General features: G+C 35.6%; 18 protein-coding genes and 2 tRNA genes. 12 read left to right on the top strand and 8 right to left on the bottom strand.

Going from position 1 to position 21,821, the window contains the following annotated elements:
- Positions 1–134 precede the first annotated feature (134 nt).
- The 7 genes from G3A47_RS07515 (at position 135) to G3A47_RS07485 (ending at position 4,769) form a co-directional block, all read left to right on the top strand.
- On the top strand, positions 135–1,349 hold the full coding sequence (locus G3A47_RS07515; RefSeq protein WP_166921559.1) for an aminotransferase class V-fold PLP-dependent enzyme: 1,215 nt from the start codon (positions 135–137) through the stop codon (positions 1,347–1,349).
- A gap of 84 nt (positions 1,350–1,433) precedes the next feature.
- Positions 1,434–1,787, top strand: a complete 354-nt coding sequence (locus tag G3A47_RS07510) for a hypothetical protein (RefSeq protein WP_243860398.1) — start codon at positions 1,434–1,436, stop codon at positions 1,785–1,787.
- A gap of 2 nt (positions 1,788–1,789) precedes the next feature.
- Entirely contained in the window at positions 1,790–2,209 is a 420-nt protein-coding gene (locus tag G3A47_RS07505) for a SufE family protein (protein WP_166921557.1), read from the top strand.
- A 140-nt stretch (positions 2,210–2,349) separates the two neighbouring features.
- The gene (locus tag G3A47_RS07500; protein ID WP_208328345.1) at positions 2,350–2,760 is read left to right on the top strand and encodes a GxxExxY protein; all 411 of its coding nucleotides are present in this window, start codon (positions 2,350–2,352) and stop codon (positions 2,758–2,760) included.
- A gap of 85 nt (positions 2,761–2,845) precedes the next feature.
- On the top strand, positions 2,846–3,169 hold the full coding sequence (locus G3A47_RS07495) for an SUF system Fe-S cluster assembly protein (protein ID WP_047774847.1): 324 nt from the start codon (positions 2,846–2,848) through the stop codon (positions 3,167–3,169).
- Between the two features lie 62 nt (positions 3,170–3,231).
- Positions 3,232–3,741, top strand: coding sequence for a DUF2480 family protein (locus G3A47_RS07490; RefSeq protein ID WP_166921556.1), 510 nt, complete (start codon positions 3,232–3,234; stop codon positions 3,739–3,741).
- A 77-nt stretch (positions 3,742–3,818) separates the two neighbouring features.
- Positions 3,819–4,769 (top strand): DUF3078 domain-containing protein, encoded by a 951-nt coding sequence (locus G3A47_RS07485; protein WP_166921555.1) that lies wholly within the window; start codon positions 3,819–3,821, stop codon positions 4,767–4,769.
- Between the two features lie 355 nt (positions 4,770–5,124).
- Here the strand turns inward: G3A47_RS07485 and hflX are convergent, their stop codons facing one another.
- The 7 genes from hflX to G3A47_RS07450 all read right to left on the bottom strand — a co-directional run bounded on the left by hflX (position 5,125) and on the right by G3A47_RS07450 (position 16,001).
- Positions 5,125–6,354, bottom strand: a complete 1,230-nt coding sequence (gene hflX / locus G3A47_RS07480; RefSeq protein ID WP_166921554.1) for a GTPase HflX — start codon at positions 6,352–6,354, stop codon at positions 5,125–5,127.
- A 167-nt stretch (positions 6,355–6,521) separates the two neighbouring features.
- Positions 6,522–7,388 (bottom strand): hypothetical protein, encoded by an 867-nt coding sequence (locus G3A47_RS07475; RefSeq protein WP_166921553.1) that lies wholly within the window; start codon positions 7,386–7,388, stop codon positions 6,522–6,524.
- Between the two features lie 126 nt (positions 7,389–7,514).
- A complete protein-coding gene (locus G3A47_RS07470) occupies positions 7,515–8,870 on the bottom strand; it encodes a DUF5689 domain-containing protein (protein WP_166921552.1) in 1,356 nt (451 codons plus the stop codon).
- Positions 8,871–8,890: 20 nt separating this feature from the next.
- The gene (locus G3A47_RS07465) at positions 8,891–11,722 is read right to left on the bottom strand and encodes a TonB-dependent receptor (RefSeq protein WP_166921551.1); all 2,832 of its coding nucleotides are present in this window, start codon (positions 11,720–11,722) and stop codon (positions 8,891–8,893) included.
- A gap of 305 nt (positions 11,723–12,027) precedes the next feature.
- Positions 12,028–13,245 carry an MFS transporter gene (locus G3A47_RS07460; RefSeq protein ID WP_208328344.1) on the bottom strand — a complete coding sequence of 406 codons (1,218 nt, stop codon included), beginning with the start codon at positions 13,243–13,245 and terminating at the stop codon, positions 12,028–12,030.
- A gap of 181 nt (positions 13,246–13,426) precedes the next feature.
- Complete coding sequence (locus G3A47_RS07455; RefSeq protein ID WP_166921550.1) at positions 13,427–14,467, bottom strand: Gfo/Idh/MocA family oxidoreductase; 1,041 nt, start codon at positions 14,465–14,467, stop codon at positions 13,427–13,429.
- A gap of 460 nt (positions 14,468–14,927) precedes the next feature.
- Positions 14,928–16,001, bottom strand: coding sequence for an NADH:flavin oxidoreductase/NADH oxidase (locus G3A47_RS07450; protein ID WP_166921549.1), 1,074 nt, complete (start codon positions 15,999–16,001; stop codon positions 14,928–14,930).
- 201 nt (positions 16,002–16,202) lie between these two features.
- Between G3A47_RS07450 and rseP the strand changes: the two genes are divergently transcribed.
- The 4 genes from rseP (at position 16,203) to G3A47_RS07430 (ending at position 19,836) form a co-directional block, all read left to right on the top strand.
- Positions 16,203–17,546 carry an RIP metalloprotease RseP gene (gene rseP / locus G3A47_RS07445; protein WP_166921548.1) on the top strand — a complete coding sequence of 448 codons (1,344 nt, stop codon included), beginning with the start codon at positions 16,203–16,205 and terminating at the stop codon, positions 17,544–17,546.
- An 83-nt stretch (positions 17,547–17,629) separates the two neighbouring features.
- Positions 17,630–17,703 (top strand) — tRNA-Asn (locus G3A47_RS07440).
- A gap of 39 nt (positions 17,704–17,742) precedes the next feature.
- Positions 17,743–17,816, top strand: a tRNA-Asn gene (locus G3A47_RS07435).
- Positions 17,817–18,261: 445 nt separating this feature from the next.
- A complete protein-coding gene (locus tag G3A47_RS07430; RefSeq protein WP_166921547.1) occupies positions 18,262–19,836 on the top strand; it encodes a serine hydrolase in 1,575 nt (524 codons plus the stop codon).
- Positions 19,837–20,066: 230 nt separating this feature from the next.
- Here G3A47_RS07430 and G3A47_RS07425 read toward each other — a convergent pair whose 3' ends face one another.
- Complete coding sequence (locus tag G3A47_RS07425) at positions 20,067–20,741, bottom strand: hypothetical protein (RefSeq protein WP_166921546.1); 675 nt, start codon at positions 20,739–20,741, stop codon at positions 20,067–20,069.
- A 184-nt stretch (positions 20,742–20,925) separates the two neighbouring features.
- On the opposite strand from G3A47_RS07425, the gene G3A47_RS07420 reads away from it, so the two are divergent.
- Positions 20,926–21,783, top strand: a complete 858-nt coding sequence (locus G3A47_RS07420; protein ID WP_166921545.1) for an AraC family transcriptional regulator — start codon at positions 20,926–20,928, stop codon at positions 21,781–21,783.
- Positions 21,784–21,821 lie beyond the last annotated feature (38 nt).

Here is a 21,821-nt window from a genome sequence, read left to right as displayed (position 1 = left end):
AAAAAAATAGATAAATACTACAAAATCAATATTTCGTTATTCTTCCAATAGCATCATAAAAGGAAATTATAGAACAGACGCATAAAACAATTTAGATTTAGTACTTTTGTAAATAGACTTTTTCTAAATAAGACATGCTAGATATTCAAAAAATAAGAGCTGATTTTCCGATACTTTCACAGACCGTAAATGGAAAACCTTTGGTATACTTTGACAACGGTGCAACTTCACAGAAACCACAAATTGTGCTTGATGCGATTGAAAAATATTATCAGGAAATAAATGCAAACATCCATCGTGGTGTTCATACTTTAAGTCAATTAGCCACTGATGCCTACGAAGTTTCTCGTGGCAAAGTGCAACAACATATTAACGCTAAATTCGCTCACGAAGTACTTTTTAATTCCGGCACAACACACGGAATCAACTTAGTAACAAATGGATTTGCCTCTATTTTAAAACCGGGTGACGAGGTTTTAGTTTCTTCTTTAGAGCACCACAGTAATATTGTGCCTTGGCAAATGTTATGTGAGAAAACTGGTGCCGTATTAAAAGTCATTCCGATGAATGAAGGAGGCGAATTGATTATGGACGCTTATGATGCACTGCTTTCTGAAAAAACGAAAATAGTAACTGTAAATCATATCTCAAATGCATTGGGAGTAATCAACCCGATAAAATATATAATCGAAAAAGCGCATGCTGTTGGTGCTGCAGTTTTAATTGATGGCGCACAGGCTGTTCCGCATTTAAAACCGGATGTTCAGGATTTAGATTGTGACTTTTATGTTTTTTCAGGACACAAAATGTGTGGTCCGACAGGAACCGGAATTTTATACGGAAAAGAAGCTTGGCTTAACAAACTTCCTCCTTATCAGGGTGGTGGTGAAATGATTAAAGAAGTTACTTTCGAGAAAACAACTTATGCAGATTTACCACATAAATTTGAAGCCGGAACTCCAAACATTGCGGGAGGTATTGTTTTAGGTACTGCAATTGATTATTTAAACCAAATTGGTTTTGACAACATACAAAAGCATGAAAAAGAGTTATTGGAACATGCTACAAAACGTTTGCTGGAAATTGAAGGTTTAAGAATTTATGGAACCGGAAAAAATAAAGCTTCTGTTGTTTCGTTTAATATTGATGGCATTCACCCTTACGACATTGGTTCTATAATCGATAAACTGGGAATTGCCGTGAGAACCGGACATCATTGTGCACAACCCATTATGAACTTCTTTTGTATTCCGGGAACTGTTCGTGCTTCGTTCTCGTTTTACAATACCAAAGAGGAAATTGATTTGATGGTTGAAGCCGTTAAAAAGGCAAAAACTATGTTAAGCTAAAAAAATAAACTTATGCGAATAGTATCCATATTGCTCTTAACTTTTTTTATTACGTCAAGTTGTTCAAGCCAAAAAAAAGCAGATATGAAGTCAACACAAATTGAATATTCAGCTGTTTCGAGAGGCCTCTACAAAAAAATCCTTGTTCAAAATAAAACTGTTTCTGTTACAAACGGCAGAGGTACAGAAGCTGTTGAAAGCAAAATAGATATCGCAAAATGGAATACAATTGTTGCGGAATTCGGAAAAATTAATTTAGATAACATTCCGAATTTAAAAGCACCAACAGAAAAAAGGTTTTATGATGGTGCAGCTATTGGAAACTTAAAAGTAACAACAAACGGAAAAACCTACGAAACAAAAGGTTTTGACAACGGTTTTCCTCCAAAGGAAATAGAAAAATTGGTAAACTTGCTGGTCGATTTTACGAAAGAATAATTATGACAATAAAAGAAATACAAAACGAAATAGTAGAGGAATTCTCTATGTTTGATGACTGGATGCAACGCTACGAATACATCATCGAATTAGGGAAAAGTCTTCCGTTGATAAAAGAAGAGTATAAAACAGAAGACAACCTCATCAAAGGATGTCAATCTAAAGTATGGTTGCAGGGTGAAGAAACCGCTGATAAAATTACTTTTACAGCAGACAGTGATGCCATTTTAACCAAAGGAATTATCGCCATTCTGATTCGTGCTTTTTCTAACCAGAAAGCAAAAGACATTTTAGATGCCGATGTTGATTTCATTGATGAAATCGGATTAAAAGAGCATTTATCTGCTACCCGTGCAAACGGCTTAGTTTCGATGATAAAAAACATCAAAATGTACGCATTAGCGTTTGACTCAAAAAATTAAGATTACTGTTTAAACCATATAAGTTATATAAGTTCATTTTAGCAAACCGCTATCTTACGTATATCATTTATATGACTTGAAAAATACTTTTAATTATCTTCTTACTCTTTACTTTTTTTATTATTACACAAAAAGTAATCATGGTAACTAAGAAGTATTTAAGTGATTTAATTTATCAGGTTAATGGAGCAGCAATTGAAGTTCATAAAAATATTGGTCCAGAGCTTTTAGAAAGCATTTACCATAAATGTATGATTAAAGAACTTTCGCTGAGAGGTATAAATTTTCAATCAGAGTTAATAATTCCGATTAAGTATAAAGGTTTAGAATTGGACTCTGATTTAAGATGTGACTTATTTATTGACAATTGTTTGGTCTTGGAATTAAACGCAGTTGATAAAATTATACCCGTTCATATTGCCAAACTGATGTCTTATATAAAACTTCTAAAGTCCCCAATTGGATTGATGATAAATTTCAATGTTACCAATATTTATCACGAAGGTCAAAAAACATACGTCAACGAGATATATCGAGGACTTGAAGATTAAAAAAACAAACCCAAAGAATTGTAAGTCCCGCTTTCAAATGAACTTACATCACTTATATGGTTTAAAAAAAATAATAAAAAAGAAAATGGAACAAGAAATAGACACTAACGACTTAGGAGAATCAATCGTAAAAGTTTTAAAAGGCATTTATGATCCGGAGATTCCTGTAGATATTTACGAATTAGGATTGATTTACGATGTAATGGTTAACACCGATTACGAAGTAAAAATCTTAATGACATTAACCTCTCCAAACTGTCCTGTTGCGGAAAGTTTACCAAGAGAAGTAGAAGAAAAAGTAAAAACAATCGACAACATAAAAGATGTTGAAGTAGAAATTACTTTCGATCCGCCTTGGAGTAAAGATTTAATGAGTGAAGAAGCGAAATTAGAATTAGGAATGCTATAATATTTGTTTTTGGTTTCAAGTTGCAAAACCTGAAACTTGAAACCTGAAACCAAACTTTTCTTATGGAAGAAATAATCAACAAAGTTGCCAATAGTGCCTTAGAAGTATTTGATCTTGAGGATTATTATCCGAAAGGAACGCGAGTACAGATTGACATCTCACAGTGGCTTTTAGAAGGCTTTTTGTTAAAAGAAAAAGACTTCAGAGAACATTTGAAGAATCATGATTGGTCCCAATATCAGGATCAATATGTTGCTATAAATTGCAGTACCGATGCTATTATTCCTGCCTGGGCTCTAATTTTGGTTGCGGTACAATTGGCTCCACATGTCAAAAAAGTGGTCAACGGAACCCTCGAAGACTTAGAAGGAAGTCTGTACGAAGAGATCTTAAGCAAAATTGATTTTTCAGTTTACAAAAGCAAACCGGTTATCGTAAAGGGCTGCTCCAGAAAACCAGTTCCGATGCGTGCTTACATTTTGGCAACTTCCTACTTGCAACCTTTTGCAAGAAGTATAATGTACGGAGAAGCTTGTTCTGCGGTACCTTTATACAAAGAATCTAAGAAATAACCCCTTCTCGCAATAAGCTAATTTTAAGTATTTTAACATTTTTTTAGTATATTTGTTACTACTTAAAACCAAATACCATGAGAAAGATATCCCTTTTACTTTTCGTTTTAGTGAACTTTACTTTTGTTCAAGCCCAAAATTCAGAAAAAGAATTAATTCAAAACACCGAAAAAGCCGTAAAAAAAATCAATGACACCATTGAAGACGAAGGCTGGAAAGCAAAAGGAACTGTATCTCTTTTATTAAATCAATCCAGTTTTAATAACTGGGTTGCCGGAGGTGAGGACAGTTTCTCGGGAACTTTAGGAATCAATTACGATTTCAATTACAAAAAAGACGATTTAACCTGGGACAATAAAATCCTGGCTTCCTACGGTCTTTTACAAACCAAAAATGCTGATTTCGAGAAGAAAACCGACGACCGTCTGGAGTTTAATTCAATCGTCGGTAAAAAAGCCTTTGGTGATTGGTACTACTCCTTCTTTTTAAATTTCAGAACCCAATTTACAACTGGTTATCTGTATGGCCAGGATGCAAATGGCAAAGAAATCCGAACTGAAAACACCAAATTTATGTCTCCGGGTTATTTAACAACCGGTCCCGGTATTTACTGGTCTAAAGATGAAAATCTGAAAATCAACTTTGCACCCTTGACTTCAAAATTCACATTTGTTGACAGTGCTTATACTTCCGGAATTGATCAGGGAACCGGATTGCCTTATGCAGATGGGGCTTATTTTGGTGTAGATGCCAATAAAAGCATGTTATATGAACTTGGGTTTTATGCTTCAGTATATTATAAACTTGCGATTATGACCAACGTAACTGCCGAAAATACACTGAATTTATACTCTAACTACTTAAAGGACCCACAAAACGTAGACATCAATTACTCGTTGAACATTATCATGAAGGTGAACAAATTTTTATCTGCCAATCTGGCCTTCCAGGCTATTTACGATGATAATGCTTTTAGTGGATTCCAAACCAGAGAAGTTTTTGGTTTAGGAATTAATTTTGGCTTTTAAGCACCATTGACCACGGCATCTTTTTTACGCACGCAGATGTTGCAGATTTACTTACTCTTGCGGCAAAAAAAGCTTGCCACTACTCGAGCGATAGCGAACTGGCGAAGCAATTACACGAATTTGCACGAATTGTTTTTTTTCAACTAAGAAATAATCCTTTTAATTCTTTTAATCTGTGGCAAAATAAAAAAAACTACCACAGATTTCACTGATTTAAAGGATTTTTTGGAGCGTTCAATATTACTATTCAAAATTTGATGCTTTTCTTTGTCTTTAAGTCAAAAAATCTGCGTGCGAAAGGAGAAATTAAACCATAAAAAAAACGGCTTTTGAATAGATTCAAAAGCCGTTTTTTTTACTCTTCTTCTTTTTCGATAGCATCCTTATAATCCGGATACAAAAATTTATTATACGGGAATCTCGTGACATGAATCTGTCGCACTGCTTCGTATACAGTCTCTCTAAATTCTTCAAAGTTTTCTTTTTGAGTGGCCGAGATAAACAATGCCTTGTCCTCCCCAACGTTACTCATCCAGGTTTGTTTCCATTCCTCAAGCGTGTAGTGTTTTCTCGTTCTTTCGGTGATCAAATCATCCTCATCGATTGTCAAATGTTTGTAAGCGTCAATTTTATTGAAAACCATAATAGTTGGTTTATCATTGCTTTTGATCTCTAACAAGGTCTGATTTACAGATTCAATATGATCTTCAAAGTCCGGGTGCGAAATGTCTACTACATGCAGCAACAAATCTGCTTCGCGAACCTCATCTAATGTACTTTTAAAAGAGTCTACCAATTGCGTTGGCAACTTTCTGATAAAACCTACGGTGTCTGAAAGTAAAAAAGGTAAGTTTTTAATCACCACTTTACGGACCGTAGTATCAAGAGTTGCAAATAATTTATTCTCTACAAAAACATCACTTTTACCAACTGCATTCATCAAAGTTGATTTTCCGACATTGGTATACCCAACCAAAGCAACACGTACCATTGCACCGCGATTACTGCGCTGAATACCCATTTGTTTGTCGATCGTTTTGATTTTGTCTTTCAGCAACGAAATTCTGTCACGCACGATACGTCTGTCTGTTTCAATCTCCGTTTCACCGGGACCACGCATACCAATACCCCCCTTCTGGCGCTCAAGGTGTGTCCATAAACCGGAAAGTCTTGGTAATAAATACTGACACTGTGCCAACTCAACCTGTGTTCTTGCATAAGATGTTTCGGCTCTTTGCGCAAAAATATCCAGAATCAGATTGGTTCTGTCCAGGATTTTACAATCAATTATTCTTGAAATGTTTTTCTGCTGTGATGGTGATAATTCATCATCAAAAATCAAGGTTGATATATCGTTTTCTTTTACAAAAAGATTGATTTCATCTATTTTTCCTGTCCCAACAAAAGTCTTAGGATTTGGGCGTTCCATTTTTTGCGAAAAACGTTTTATCACTTCACCTCCTGCGGTGAAAGTCAAAAACTCTAATTCGTCTAAATATTCGTTTAGTTTTTCTTCACTTTGATTCTGAGTTATAATACCAACAATGGCTGTTCTCTCAAAATTTATAACTTCTTTTTCTAACATAGCTTTGAATAAGTTGCAAATTTAATGATTTGTAAGCTACTACCACTTATAGAATTTTATTTTTAAGTTCTATTTCGCTAATTAACCTCTCTATTTAAAAAAGTAAACCCTTTAGCAATTAAGATTTTTAATCGCTAAAGGGCTTAAAGAAATAAACAATAAAGTCTCTATTCGTAAATAAAAGTCTTCTCTGTTTTTACAATTCCATTTTCCTCGATTTGAGAACAGGATATAGGAAAGTTCAATTTATTGTATTTGTATTTTCTGCTTACCGCCACTAAAGCTGTAGACGAAGGGCTAAAATTCACTTCATTATTATAAGAAATGGTCTCGAAACTAAATTCGTCTTCATGATACGAAATCATCGGTACAATTATTTTGTAATTATCTCCAAAAAGATTCTGAACGATTAATGATTCTACTGACTTCTTATCGTCATAAGTATAGGTTTTAGAAATTTTATCTCCAACCAATCCTTTGTGTTTTGCTACATTGTCATTTACATAAACAAATTCAATTTTACCGATAATCTGTTTGTTTCTGTCACGTGAAGTACGTCTTACAATGATACCGTTCTCTACAATATATTCAATATCATCAAGTATATTCTGGTGATTGGTGCTTTTTTTAGTGATTGCTTTTATTCTCGCTCCTTCATATGTAAAGGTCACTGTTTTTATAATGTAATCGTTTCCTTCATGGTATTTGTCAACGAATTTTATAATGTTGTTATCTGCATTATACGTATAGTTAACAACTTCTTTCCAGTCACTTCCAGTTTTTTCCTTCACGGTCATATCCAACAATCCATTTTTATTGTAAAAGAATTTCTGAATAACATCTGAAGTAGTGATCGTTTGTATTTTACCTTCACTAAAAACCACTGTTTTATTTACAATCTCACCGTCTTTATCGTTTTGGTAATTTGTTTTTACAATGTTTATTTGTTTTAATTTGACTGGTGGTGCGTCCTGACTGTGCATTACGCACGGAACTGCCATCAGCATGATGGCAATAAAGTAGATTTTTTTCATGGTACTTATATAGATTTGGGATGACCAAAATACAAAATCCCATTAAATTTTTAACAATTTCAGGTTCAAAAATTGCTTCTTTTTAAATAACAAATTAAATATCAAACACTTATAATCACCACAAAACTAATCCCTATTATCTTCAGCAAAGATCTTAACATCATCAACCATAAAAGCACCGTTTAATGTTTTGTCTTTCCCTGATCCAACATATTTAAATGCAAGATGAATATTTCCGGAATAAGATGATAAATCGATTCTTCCTGACGTTATAAACTCCCGCGTTGGAGTTGACAGATTAGGTAATTTTGCTGTCAATTTGGTCCATTTTGCACGGGCAATATTCAATCCGTCAAAATCATCGGATACGTAAATTTCTAATGTATTTAATGGAGAATCAACTTTTAAACTGTGTTGTGCGCTTCTAAAAGAAAACATTGCATTTTTATATCCCTCTAAATTGATTTTAGGAGAAACAAGCCAGGCCACATTTTCTGCTGCTGTTGTGCTTGTGGTATTAAACTCCGCATAACCGTTTCCGCCATAAAACATACTTCTCCATAATTTACTGGCTTTTTCTACGATATTGCTCCAACCCGGGAGACTAAAAACCACATCATTTTTTAGGGATTGAAAATCTTCTGAAAACAAAGGTATACTCCTCTTCCCATCCATAACAACATCACTTTCATATCTCGCCATAAGTTGGTAGTCAGCGCCATATTTTGTTAGTATACCTCGCACTTTCCCGCTTCCTTCGGGAACCAAACTGCCGGCAAAATTTGCAAAATTACTTGTTCTGAAAATAACCTGACTTCCTGTTTTATCGCTAAGATTCCAATTGGTTGCACCTCCGACATTATTGGATTCTTCAAAATAATGGCGCCCGATTGCTACTTCTGCAAATTGTACCTCTTTAAGTTCTATTAGCGTATTGAGATTTTCATCCTTTAAAGCTTCTTCAATAGAAAAAGACTGAACCAATTGGTTCTCATTTACTACAATACAGGAAACATGCATCACGTTCTTATAGTCATTTTGCGAAATCCTGCCAATTGTCGGATCGCCGGAATTACTTACCTGAAGACTGCCTATTCGCAATCCTCCATAATATAAATCTGTAAATTGATTTTGAAGCTTTATATACACTTTAGCCCCAACGCAAAAATCAACATAAGTATTCGTCGCATCTATGGGCACACTAAAACCTACTACCTTCTTTGTATCTTTTAAAGTCTGAAAGTAAATCGTTTTAAAAAAATTACCTCCTTCATCTGTTGACACTACATAGGCTTCAATAACATCATCATAACTATATTGCTTTGGCACAGCATCCGAAATGTCTTTTAATTTTTCTGCGGTTTGATTTACGATTAAATTGGGCGGTATACAACTAAACTCAGGGGTTTTCAATTCTGTACTACAGGAACACAAAAGCAGCAATTGTAGTGCAAAAAAATATTTAAAGATTCTATTTTTCATCTGCTGACCTGTTTAAAATTTTAGAAATTAACACTTAGGTTTACGAAATAGGTTCTTCCGTAACCGTAGAAATATTTCGCCCCAAACGACGGTGTTCCACTGGAAACATCTTGGTTGAGCGCTCTAAAATTGGCATTTCTTGCCTGCTCAAAACCACCGGTTTTATACGATACATCCAAAACGTTATTTACACTCACAAAAAGCCCTATATTTTTTCCAAAAAAACGCCAGGATTTGCCGCCTGTAATATTTAATAACGATATCGGATCAAATTTTTCCTGTTTTAATAAATGAACTGCACGTTCTTCGGTCGCTTCCGGAAATGGCAAACCATTTTGAGCGTTTATGTAAAAACGATCTGTTCTGGCAATTGGAGAAACATCAATATAACTTTCAGCCAAATAATTAATAGTAGCTCCCAACCACCAGAATTTAGGAGCTCTGTATTCTAATCCGACCGCATATGCCTGTTGTGGCATTCCTGATTGTTTGTAATTTTTGAGTCGGGATACTCCAAAATCAAAGACCGACTGTGTGTTTTCTTTTCCTGCACCGGCATCATTCGTAATCGAAACATTTGGATTACTATTATAGGTATAATTACCGTATGCCAAACACATTGTAGCTTTTAATACCGACGAAATTTGATACTCAAAACTCAGTTCTGCCCCAATATTTTTCTTGTCTAACTGTGTTAAAGTCTGACTTACAAAAGCATCTGTATTGTTATTCCCTTTCCCTTTGTCAAAAATTCCTTCTGCATAAAAAAAAGTTGTTTTGGTTGTATTTCTTATCAAAGTATAATACACTGTTGCTCTCATTTTGAATTGTGGCATACGAAAGACATAGCTTCCCTCGGCACCGCTGATTTTCTCATTTCCAAGTTCACCAACGATAGTGTTATTAAGTCTGGAATTAGAGAACGTATTTCGAAGTGATGGCGCTCTTGTATAGTGCATTCCATTAACAAACAACCATTGTTTCCCTGAAATTTTATACGTGAATCCGCCTTTGAAACCAAAATTTTCAAACTTTACTTTTGAACTTTTCCCAAGAGAGGTTGTTGGGTAAATTCCATTTTGATACAACCCTTCTCTTTGATACTCTGAAACCGAATAAGATTGAGACAAGTAAAAATCGATCTTTTTATAATTGAATTTAAACTGTGCAAAACCATCAATTACCGTTGCCATAAGCTTATAATTGTATCCGTAAGCCTCTCCTTCCTTTACCCTGCGATTTGGATTTTGCAAATCAGATTGCGCCTGACTACCGGTGTAAAATGGATCAACATCTTCAAAATACAATCCTCCGAGTAGATCTGTAAGGTGTTGAAAATGATGTGATTTAAATTTCCTAAAAAAGACACCGCCATCAAAAGCACTATTTTCAGTAAGTCGTATGCTTAAATTTGAATTAATCGCCAGTGTTTTATCATCTGTCCGGTCTTCATACAAAACATAATGACTTTGCGCCGGTTCGAAACCTGTAATTACATTGTCCGTATTTAATATAGGCTTCTGGTTAGCCCGATACAATGCTTCCCAATTGAGCTGGGTGTTTTCTAAAAACAATGTTTTGCTTTTTTCCGCATTTATAAGATCGGGCGTAAAATCCCCCGGAAATCCTCCCTTATCTTTCGCATAAAGCGACAAATAATAACTGGGTAACTTTCTGTAATAAACAGGATCCGGACTGTCTGCATTTTGATAGTCAATCGTACTGTTTCCTGCTTTACCAAATTGATACATAACACCTGAATTCAGGTTTGCCTTTTCATTAATTTTAAAATAATGGTTCAACATCAACAGTGGTTCTTCGATGGTTCTTACGCGTGCATTTCGTTTTTCTCCCTTCTGCCATCCCCAATATGAGTTGTATTTCTCATGGGTCAATCCTGTAACTTCTTTTGTATTAGGTGAATTTTTCGCACGTGAGTTTGGCGTATAAAACCCTGTGAAATTTAATGCGTTTCTATCATTCCATTTCTTTTCGATACTTATAAAAAAAGATTCTCCTTTAAAATTTGTTCCGTCAAAAAAACTTTCGTTTCCTATTCTTTTTCCGGCCGAAATTACATAAGCCCAACCGGAAGCATTTGCACCGGAAGCATACGTACCAATCGCCCGCCAATTGTAAGTGGTGTTGCTTCCCGAGATTAAAAGACGACTTCCCTTTCGGTAAATGGAAGCGCGCGTGTCAATCTGTTGTGTTCCTAATACTCCTCCAAAAGTATAGTCTGAAGAAGCTGCTCCAACTGAAAATTCCTGATTTCGAAGCACGTCATTCAATCCTCCCCAGTTTCCCCATTGGGGGCGTCCGTCATAAACTTTATTCATCGGAAGTCCGTTGAGCATCATGGTTCCGTTTTCACTGTCTAATCCGCGAACTCTAAATCTGGCTTGTCCCCAACTAAAAGCGGAGACCTGAAAAAAGGCATCTTTTGAGGATTGCAAAAGGCCAGATGTCATTTCCGATGTGCCGGTATCATCGGTCAAGTCACTTTCGGTTAGTGTGATTAAAGTGGCAGGAACATCTTCTGAAAAATTATCTTCCAATTGTATTATTCCGAGATTAGTATCTAAATTCAGATTTACTTTTAAAAGCACCTCTTTGTAACCCTGACTGTACAGCAAAAGCAATTGTTCCCCTTTTAAAGAAGAATGCAACTCAAATTTTCCGTTTGCATTTGTTAATTGCGTAACAGAAGAATTCTGAATACTGACTACAATATTTTCTAACGGTTTTTGCGTTTTTATATCAATTACTATTCCCGTAAGAATTACGCCCTGTTGTGCAAAAACAAAACTAAAGGGCAGCAGAACAAAAAAGACAACATACATTTTTTCCATAAAAGGCCCTCATTAACTTTGACAAACCACTTCGAATTAAAATGTCTTTATTTAAAAAACACTTTAATCCTTATATCAAAAGATAAAATTGGCCTTTGGAAAAGAATACTTATAATAAGTTAACAGAAGTACACATTAACTAGCGTTATTAATTCAAAGATAGTAAATATTTTAAATTGTAGTTATTTTCTTTCAAAAAATCATTAAATTCACGTTGTTTCGCCTCCGCAGATTTTATAAACGAAGCCTATCAATTTAATACCGTAAAGTCAATTTACAACATTTGATAAAAAATAAAGAAGAAATTATGAGGTGGTTCGGATTTTAGAGACCATAAAGGCAATCAAAACCCCAAAGATTCCGATAAAAGCAAAAGAAAACTGCAGTCCGAAAGTTTCAGCTATATGTCCGATTACAGGAGGTCCCATTAAAAACCCAAGAAAACTAACACTCGAAACAATCGTTAAAGCTTCTCCCGGCGGAACAGTCGGGTTTTTCCCTGCCATACTGTAGACCGTTGGAACAATCGTTGCAACTCCTAATCCAACAAGCATAAAAGCAATGGTGCAAGGTATAATATAAGGAAGAAAAACGGCTGTAAAAAGTCCGGTAGAAATCATAATCCCACTAATTTGCATAACCCGTTCGCGACCAAACTTATTGATCAATCCGTCTCCTAAAAATCGCCCGCTGGCCATCATAATCATGAATGATGTATAACCTAAAATTACTAAAGGTCCCGGTGCTTTGACAACATCTTTAAAATAAACACCGCTCCAGTCGAACATCACCCCTTCACTTGCCATACTGCAAAAACCAATTACGCCAAGCCAGATTAAAGCGCTATCGGGTTTAACAAATAGTTTTTTCTTCTCTGTTTTGTCTTTTATTTTTTCTTTGGCTTTGACCAAAAATTTAAAATTAAAAACAATCATAAGCAATACAATTCCGGCAATAATCAAAAAATGATGAAGCGGACTCAGCTTTAAAGCCAGCATTCCTAAACCTACCAAAGCTCCTGTAAATCCGGCAAAACTCCACATGCCATGAAAAGAAGACATAATTGTTTTTTTGAAAAGAACCTCGGTATAAACACCCTGGGTATTCACCGCTATGTTCGCTAAATTTCCGAACAAGCCAAACAAAAACAGGCCTACTGACAATTGCAATGCTGTCGTTGCCAAACCTAAATTGGTCAGGCATAACACATACATTATTAAAGAAAAAATCAAAATACGATGACTTCCAAACTTAGTCACCATTTTTCCCGAAAAAGGCATAATCAGCAATTGCCCCATTGGCAATGCAAAAAGTATAGAACCCAAATCTCCTTCGCTCAGATGCAAAGTTGTTTTAATATCCGGGATTCTACTTGCCCAAGTAGCGAAACTTAAACCCATTCCAAAATAAAACATTCCGACAGCAAAACGAATTCGGTTTAAATAAGAGGCCTTAGCTTCTCTAAAAACTTTCTTAATTTTCCCTTTGGTTTGGAATAATGATAATGGATTGAAATCGATCAAAATAATTGTATTTAAGTTTGGTCGTATAAAAGTACTAAAAACCAGCTTCAAAGACTACCAAACCCTACTAGTTCCTCGATTTACAACGTTATTGTTTATAAATTGAAGACCTAAATATCAATTTACACCTCCAAATTTGACTTTCATTTTAACTAAGACTAACTCTTTTCCAGAAAAAAAATTACAAATTAATCACCTTTTGTTGTGCATTACTTGCAATTGCAGCTTCTATAATCTGCATCACTTTTACACCATCTTGTGCGGTAACCGGTTCTGTTGTGTTGTTGGCAATAGCCTCGTAGACGCCATCGAAAAAACTGAAATAATTACCCTGTAGTGTCGGTATTTTTTCGCGTATGTCTTTACCGTCAATTTCGGTATGCAGAAGACCTTGCAAACTTTCGGGCTCTGTTCCCCAAGATTCCAGATTTGGTTTCTTTCCTGCTTTTAAATCATCTTCCTGCACATCACCTCGTGGTTTTAGAAAAGATCCTTTTTTACCGTGAATAGTATAGGCCGGATTGGCTTCTTTTACAAAAAATCCTGCTTTCAGCCGCACTCTAAAATTAGCATAAATAAGCAACAAATCGATCCAGTCGTCTACTATAGAACCTTCTCTTGTGATTCTGATATCTGCAAAAACTGATTTCGGCGAACCAAACAAAGCAACCGCCTGATCTATCAGATGTGGTCCTAAATCTTTTAAAATTCCGGCGCCATCGTTTGCTGTTTCTTTGTGTGCTTTCGCACTCAACAACGGATTATATCGGTCAAAATGAAATTCTGCTTCCACCAGTTCTCCTAAAACACCTTCCGCAATTATTTTTTGAACCGTCTTAAAATCACTGTCCCAGCGTCTGTTCTGAAAAACAGCTAACTTTAATCCTTTTTCTTTAGCAATTTTAGCCAACTCTTCTGCTTCAGCTACTGTAGTGGTAAATGCTTTTTCTACCACAGCGTGTTTTCCCGCTAAAAGTACCTTTTTTGCATACTCAAAATGGGTACCGACCGGTGTGTTTACAATTACCAAATCAATATCTGCTGCCAATACCTCCTCAATTGAAGCATAACTTTTTACTGTTGGATAATCTTCCTGAATCTCTTTTTTACTTCTTTCCCAGGAACCTGACAATTCAAAACCCGGATGAATCGCTAAAAAAGGCGCGTGAAAAACTTTCCCCGACATTCCGTATGATAATAGTGCTGTTTTTATTTTCTGCATTTTAATTGTGTTTGTTTGCCACGAATTCGTTGTGTTTCTTTTTTGCCACGAATTTCACGAATTTTCGCTAATTTTTAGTTGGTGGTGCGTCAATAGGATTCGTGATACTTCACGAAATTCGTGTTTATAAATTTAATGTGTTTTAACTCTCTGGTATTATTTTGACCACTAAGCATAATTGTTTCTCCTCATCCTAAGTCAATACAATTAGTGAAAATTCGTGAAATTCGTGTTTATAAATCTAATGTGTTTTTAACTCTCTAGTATTATTTTGACCACTAAGCATAATTATTTCTACTCATCCTGAGTCAATACAATTAGTGAAAATTCGTGAAATTCGTGTTTATAAATCTAATGTACTTTAATTCTCTAGTATTATTTTGACCACTGAATATAATTGTTTCCACTCATCCTAAGTCAATACAATTAGTGAAAATTCGTGAAATTCGTGTTTATAAATCTAGCGTATTTTAGCTCTCTCATATTGTTTTGGCCACTGCATATCATCATTCAATTCTGCTGCGAAATCTAAAGGTAAATTCGGATTTCTAAGGGATTCTCTACCAAACAAAATCAAATCGGCCTGACCTTCTCTCAAAATTGCTTCCGCTTGTTCTGCGTTAGTAATTAAACCAACTGCCCCGGTCAAAATAGCCGTTTCTTTTTTGATTTTCTCAGCAAACGGAACCTGATAATTTGGCTGCAAAGGAATTTGCTGATGCGAAACTAATCCGCCTGATGAAACATCGATTAAATCTACTCCTCTTCCTTTTAAGATTGCCGAAAGCTTTACGGATTCTTCCGGATTCCATCCTCCCTCGGCCCAGTCTGTTGCCGAAATCCTGACAAATAAAGGTAAATCTGATGGCCATTCGGACTGAACAGCTTCCACTACTTCGAGCATCAATCGAATACGGTTTTCGAAACTGCCACCATACTCGTCTGTTCTGACATTCGTTAAAGGAGATAAAAACTGGTGCAGTAAATAACCATGTGCTCCATGAACTTCCATTAGCTGATAACCGGCTTCAACCGCTCTCTTTGTTGCTGTTTTAAAATCGGAAATCACTTTTTGAATCCCCTTTTTATCTAAAGCCTCCGGAAGAAACGATTCACTTTCATGATAGGCAATCGCACTTGGCGCAACGGTCTGCCATCCGTCCTGAGTGTTATCTAATTTTACATTGCCCAGCCAAGGCACAGAAACACTCGCTTTTCGTCCGGCATGTGCTAATTGAATTCCGGGAACGGCATTTTGAGAGACGATAAATTCGTTAATTATTTTCAATTTTTGAATGTGTTCGTCTTTCCATAATCCTAAATCAGAAGGAGAAATTCTTGCTTCTGGGGAAACCGCTGTCGCTTCCTGAATGATCAGTCCGGCACCTCCGCTGGCACGACTTCCTAAATGAACCAAGTGCCAATCGTTGGCAAATCCGTCAATTGCAGTATACTGACACATCGGCGAAATAACAATTCTATTTTTTAAAGTAATTTTTTTTAGTGAAAGGGGGGCAAATAATAAGGAAGCCATATGTTGTAACTTTTAATCGTTCTAAGCGACCTATCGGAGTGGTCGTATATAAAAAGTAAAGTTACAGTATCTGCATAAAAGTAGAAATCAAAATGTTTATTAATTAACAAACATTTAAAACCTTATATATTATATTGCGCTATCAAATTAAAATAGAAACGTTACTTTTGTGCGTTAAAAATTACGAACTAAAAATTAAAAATGGATATAGTTATCAAGCTGTCTCAATTTCTATTGAGTTTATCATTACTTATTATTCTTCACGAATTAGGACATTTTATTCCTGCAAAATTATTTAAAACCAGAGTTGAGAAATTTTACTTGTTTTTTGACGTGAAATATTCACTGTTAAAAAAGAAAATCGGCGAAACTGAATACGGAATCGGTTGGTTACCTTTAGGAGGTTATGTAAAAATCTCCGGAATGATTGACGAAAGTATGGACAAAGAGCAAATGGCTTTGCCTCCACAACCGTGGGAATTTCGTTCTAAACCAGCCTGGCAACGTTTGATTATTATGCTGGGAGGTGTTACGGTAAATTTCATTCTTGCTTTTGTGATCTACATCGGGATGGCTTATGCTTACGGTGAAATGTTTATTGCCAATAAAGATTTAAAAGATGGTCTTTTGATCGAGAACAAAGCGATGTTAAGTGCCGGTTTTAAAACAGGTGATATCATTGTAGGTATAGACGGTGAAAAAGTAATTCGATATGACAGCGATGTTAATGGAAAATTAGCTACTTCTAAAGAAGTAATAATTGACCGAAACGGAACAGAAAAAACGATCACCATCCCAAATGATTTTGTTGATCAGTATTCTAAAGCAGGAAAAGGTGCTTTAGCTACTTTTCGTATTCCGTTTGTAATTGGAAACGTATCCGATAATTCTAAAAATACAGCCTTAAAACCAAAAGATATCCTTTTAGCACTAAACGGACAAAAGGTAAAATATCTTGATGAGGCAAAAACAATATTAGAAAACAATAAAAGCAAAACGATAGAGGCTACTTTACTTCGCAATCAAAAAGAAGAAAAAGTAAAACTAATAGTAGATAACGAGGGAAAACTGGGAGTGCAATTAGCAGGCTTAGACATGGATTCTCTTGAAAAATTAGGTTACTATAAGATCAGTAAAAAAGAATTCTCTTTCTTAGAATCTATTCCGGTTGGAATTGAAAGAGGAAAAGATCAATTGGTAGGATATGGTAAACAACTTAAATTAATCTTTAATCCGGAAACGAAAGCTTACAAACAAGTAGGTGGTTTTGCCGCTATTTTTAATGTTTTTCCTAAAACATGGAGCTGGGAAGCTTTCTGGTCGATCACGGCTTTACTGTCAATTATGCTTGGAGTAATGAACTTATTGCCGATTCCTGCTCTTGACGGTGGACATGTGATGTTTTTATTGTACGAAATAATTAGTGGCCGAAAACCGAGTGATAAATTCTTAGAGAATGCACAAATGGTTGGTTTCGTTTTACTTATCTCATTGCTTTTATTTGCTAATGGTAACGATATTTACAAAGCAATTGTCGGCAAATAATTTTTTTGAAAAAAAAGAGCAAAAATGTTTTTTAGAAACCAAAAATTGATCTATATTTGCACTCGCTAAAAAGAACAACATCTTCCTCCTTAGCTCAGTTGGTTAGAGCATCTGACTGTTAATCAGAGGGTCCTTGGTTCGAGCCCAAGAGGGGGAGCAACTTTTTTTTAGCAAACATATTTACCTTTAAGGTGATTCCTCCTTAGCTCAGTTGGTTAGAGCATCTGACTGTTAATCAGAGGGTCCTTGGTTCGAGCCCAAGAGGGGGAGCTTAAAAAAAAGACTATCATTACGATAGTCTTTTTTTTTTGCTTATAACCGAAGCACTGTGCTGAAATTAGATAGTCATTTGTCATTCCAAAGAATGAGGAATCACACTAGAAATTCCACACAGTATGTCACCAATCACTGTCGAATTACGTATGTGATTTCTCGTACCTCGAAATGACAGTATTAAAGGAATTTCCCCTCACAACCCGACAGGTTTTAAAAATCTGTCGGGTTTGTTATATAATAAGGTACAACATATAGTAGTTTAAAAAACGGATGTCCCCAGAACGAAGTCGGAGGACACTAATAAAATTCTCCCTCTTTTACCCCCCCCCATCTTAAAATCCAAGTTCAGGCTATTTAGATGTTCTTTTATTTTATATATTCGTTTCACAGGTAAAAACTTACTTAAAATAAAATCACATTAAACCATCAAACCAAAAACATGAAAAAACCAAAATCCTTTTTATCCATTTTAACCCTTTTACTATTATTCTGCAGCAGTCATCTCTTCGCTCAGCTTTCCCCGAAAGAAATTGATTCACTTGTCGAAAAATCAATCAAAAAATTCAATGTTGCCGGAGCTGCTGTAGCCATCATAAAAGACGGAAAAGTGATACACAAAAAAGGATATGGCGTCAAGTCTGTCAACACAAAACAAGCTGTTGATGAGCACACCAATTTTCAAATTGCTTCTAACAGCAAAGCTTTCACTACCGCTGCTTTAGCTATTTTAGTCGACGAAGGAAAAATCTCCTGGAAAGATAAAGTAAAAACTCATGTTCCCGAATTTAAAATGTACAATGATTATGTCACGGAACATTTCCTTATAGAAGATTTACTCTGCCATCGAAGCGGACTTGGCTTAGGCGCAGGAGATTTAATGTTTTTTCCAAATGGTGCAGATTTTACCATGAAAGATGTTTTAAGCAATTTTCAATACTTTAAACCTGTTTCAGAATTTAGAACACAATTTGACTATGACAATCTTCTTTATTTTGTAGCAGGTGAATTGACCGCAAGAGTTAGTGGAATGAGCTGGGAGAAATTTGTAGAAACCAAAATCATGAATCCTTTGCAAATGAATCACTCCTATACCTCTCTTAAAGACATAAAAGACAAATCTAACTTAGCGACACCCCACTCCACAAACGGTACCGAGAATAACAAAATAAGAACCATTCAGGGATTTGAAGAAATGGTAAACGGTGCTCCGGGCGGAATTGTATCCAATGTAGACGACATGTCAAAATGGGTCTTGGTACAACTAAACAAGGGAAAATATGGTGACGCTTTAGACAAACAACTTTTCTCTCCGGAAAGACAAAACGAAATGTGGAAATTGTACTCTGTACTGCCCGCTGATCCGAATCCAAGATACAACCAACATTTTAGCGGATATGGATTAGGTTGGTTTTTGGCTGATGTAAAAGGAAATTTAAGCGTCTCCCATACCGGAGGATTACCGGGAATGCTTTCTATAGTTACGATGATTCCGGATTTAAATTTAGGTGTCGTGATTTTAACCAATACCGAAAATGGTGGCGCCGGTGTTTTCTCTTCTGTAAGTCAAACAATTATTGACAGTTATTTAGGTCTGGACGATTTTGGATGGATCGACAAAAACGCTGCCTTTTTTCAATCACAACAGAACAGCGACAACGAAGTAGTCAAAAAAGTTTGGGAAACCGTAAACAAAGCCAAAAACAGCAAAATCAAAAACGAAGATTTCATTGGCTTGTACGAAGACAAATGGTTCGGAAAAACAGAAGTATTCTTAAAAGGAAATCAATTATGGTTTAAATCTCTTCGTTCCCCAAAACTAAATGGACCTATGCAACTTTACAAAGCAAATACATTTGCCATAAAATGGGAGTATCAGGATATGAATTGCGATGCATTTGCCATATTCAGTTTAGACGAAGAAGGAAAAGCACAAAGCATAAAAATGAAAGGCATCTCACCAGCCATTGATTTTAGTTTTGATTTTCAAGATTTAGATCTTCAAAGAATAAAGTAACAAATAAAATTTCAATAGCCAGAGACATCAAATAAAGATAAATTACGATCTGTAAATAATCACTACCATTACGCTTTTGAATCAAAAAGAGCATCGATATAAACGATGCTCTTTTTTGTTTATTAGTGCAATCATAATAGAAGCCTCATGTAGCATGTTACCAATCTTTGTAGAAGTACGTATGTGATTTCTCGTACCTCGAAATGACAGTATTAAAGGAAATTCACTTTTTACTTACTTCCATTTTTACTTTTAAACAACCTCATCATCTCCTCATATTTCTCCATTTCATTAATTCCCTTCAAGGATTGGGCATATCGAAAATAGTAAGAGGCTTCTAAATTGGAAGCCATATCAAATAATTGCGCATAATATTTAGCTGCGGCAACCATGTCATTTTCAAAATAAGACCGATCTGCTACTTTTTTAAGCATCTCTATCGATTTGTAGCCACGGTCCAACACTTTTTCATAAGTATTGACCAGATTTATCGTGATGTATTTTTCTTTTTTCCCCGGAGGAACAACACTGACTTTAACCGGCTTTATAACCACTTTTGGAGTATCAACAATGGTTTTCGCTTCTATGGTGTTCCCTACTGTCTTTTCTTTTGGTTTTGCATATTGTATCGTCACCGTTCGGGTATTGTGAGGCCCCAAATCATAGGTATTAACCATGTTTAAATTAGAAACTTCATAAGTAGTGGTTCGGTTTCCAAAAGCCATATTAATGGTTTCTTCAACGCGATAAGATTCTATAACAAGATCGGCATTGGGAATCTTGTCAGATTTCGATTGTGCATTTTTTATTTTCGCGTTAGCAAGAACAATATCACTCTTCTGGCCAAAACAGTTCAAAGAAAAAACACATGCAATCGCTGCAAAAACGGGTGCATACTTTTTCATATCAACTAAAATAAGATCGTTGTCAACATTCTAAAACTCAATCTAAGGTACTCACTTATTGTATCTTACTCCTCATTTCTTCCACAAACGACCTCAAAAAACGTCGAAATACACCTATTTCTGCAAAGGTCAGACTCTGTTTTCGCAATACTCTTTTGTACATTTGTTTAACATCAAAAACAAAATGGAAAAAATCCCGGTTCGACATATTAAAGCAACTTCCGGAAAAACAGATCATCTCCGTAATTTTAGCATCCGTACTGTTCAGGATTTGCTTTTGGGAGAAAACCTCATTCAGGAATTGCATCGGCACGATTTCTACCATATTTTAGTTTTACAAAAGGGAGCCGGCTTTCATGAGATTGACTTTAGAAGTTATGAAATAAAGGATCATACTGTCTTTTTTGTGCGTCCGGGACAAGCACATCGATTAGAACTAAATGCCGCAAGTTCAGGCTACATGATTCAGCTGAGCCCTAATTTTTATTCTTCAGACGACAAAACAATCCATACCTCTTTACCCAAAGTAAGCCGTCAGAATCACTATGAGCCTGAAAAGAACACTTTTCAAAAAATACTTTCGATCCTAGCTTATGTTTTTCAGGAATACGATGACAAACACGAAAACTATATCGAAATTATTAAAGCCAATCTCGGTATTTTCTTCTTGGAACTTTTGCGGGAACAAAACAAAAATCAAAAGAACAACTCCAACTTATACGCCCAAGAGCGTTTGGAGGAATTTATGGCGCTTTTGGACACTCACATTCTCAAACACAAACAAATTGCCTCCTACGCCAAAATGCTTCATCTCACTTCTTATCAACTTAATGCTATCACCAGGACACTATTAAGCAAAAAAGCTTCGGAACTTATCAACGAAGCTATTATACTGGAATGCAAAAGATATCTGCTGGCAACACCCAATCAGGTAAATCAAATTGCAGCTTATATGGGTTATGAAGATGTTTCTTATTTTATTCGCTTCTTTAAAAAACATACCGGGCTTTCCCCTGAAACGTTTCGAAAAAACTTCAAATAAGTGATAGCAAACTGCACTTTTGTCCTATCGGTCAAAAA

The organism is Flavobacterium poyangense (assembly GCF_011751075.1).
Taxonomy (GTDB): Bacteria; Bacteroidota; Bacteroidia; order Flavobacteriales; family Flavobacteriaceae; genus Flavobacterium; species Flavobacterium poyangense.
This window is presented reverse-complemented; position numbering and strand designations above follow the sequence as displayed.

Excerpts from the sequence above, each read along its gene's own strand:
- G3A47_RS07485 (WP_166921555.1), top strand. The coding sequence starts at position 3,819 with ATGAGAAAGATATCCCTTTTACTTTTCGTTTTAGTGAACTTTACTTTT.
- hflX (WP_166921554.1), bottom strand. The coding sequence starts at position 6,354 with ATGTTAGAAAAAGAAGTTATAAATTTTGAGAGAACAGCCATTGTTGGT.
- G3A47_RS07430 (WP_166921547.1), top strand. The coding sequence starts at position 18,262 with ATGAAAAAACCAAAATCCTTTTTATCCATTTTAACCCTTTTACTATTA.
- G3A47_RS07425 (WP_166921546.1), bottom strand. The coding sequence starts at position 20,741 with ATGAAAAAGTATGCACCCGTTTTTGCAGCGATTGCATGTGTTTTTTCT.
- G3A47_RS07510 (WP_243860398.1), top strand. The coding sequence starts at position 1,434 with ATGAAGTCAACACAAATTGAATATTCAGCTGTTTCGAGAGGCCTCTAC.
- G3A47_RS07450 (WP_166921549.1), bottom strand. The coding sequence starts at position 16,001 with ATGGCTTCCTTATTATTTGCCCCCCTTTCACTAAAAAAAATTACTTTA.
- G3A47_RS07475 (WP_166921553.1), bottom strand. The coding sequence starts at position 7,388 with ATGAAAAAAATCTACTTTATTGCCATCATGCTGATGGCAGTTCCGTGC.
- G3A47_RS07470 (WP_166921552.1), bottom strand. The coding sequence starts at position 8,870 with ATGAAAAATAGAATCTTTAAATATTTTTTTGCACTACAATTGCTGCTT.
- G3A47_RS07500 (WP_208328345.1), top strand. The coding sequence starts at position 2,350 with ATGGTAACTAAGAAGTATTTAAGTGATTTAATTTATCAGGTTAATGGA.
- G3A47_RS07455 (WP_166921550.1), bottom strand. The coding sequence starts at position 14,467 with ATGCAGAAAATAAAAACAGCACTATTATCATACGGAATGTCGGGGAAA.
- G3A47_RS07495 (WP_047774847.1), top strand. The coding sequence starts at position 2,846 with ATGGAACAAGAAATAGACACTAACGACTTAGGAGAATCAATCGTAAAA.
- G3A47_RS07515 (WP_166921559.1), top strand. The coding sequence starts at position 135 with ATGCTAGATATTCAAAAAATAAGAGCTGATTTTCCGATACTTTCACAG.
- G3A47_RS07465 (WP_166921551.1), bottom strand. The coding sequence starts at position 11,722 with ATGGAAAAAATGTATGTTGTCTTTTTTGTTCTGCTGCCCTTTAGTTTT.
- G3A47_RS07420 (WP_166921545.1), top strand. The coding sequence starts at position 20,926 with ATGGAAAAAATCCCGGTTCGACATATTAAAGCAACTTCCGGAAAAACA.
- rseP (WP_166921548.1), top strand. The coding sequence starts at position 16,203 with ATGGATATAGTTATCAAGCTGTCTCAATTTCTATTGAGTTTATCATTA.
- G3A47_RS07505 (WP_166921557.1), top strand. The coding sequence starts at position 1,790 with ATGACAATAAAAGAAATACAAAACGAAATAGTAGAGGAATTCTCTATG.
- G3A47_RS07490 (WP_166921556.1), top strand. The coding sequence starts at position 3,232 with ATGGAAGAAATAATCAACAAAGTTGCCAATAGTGCCTTAGAAGTATTT.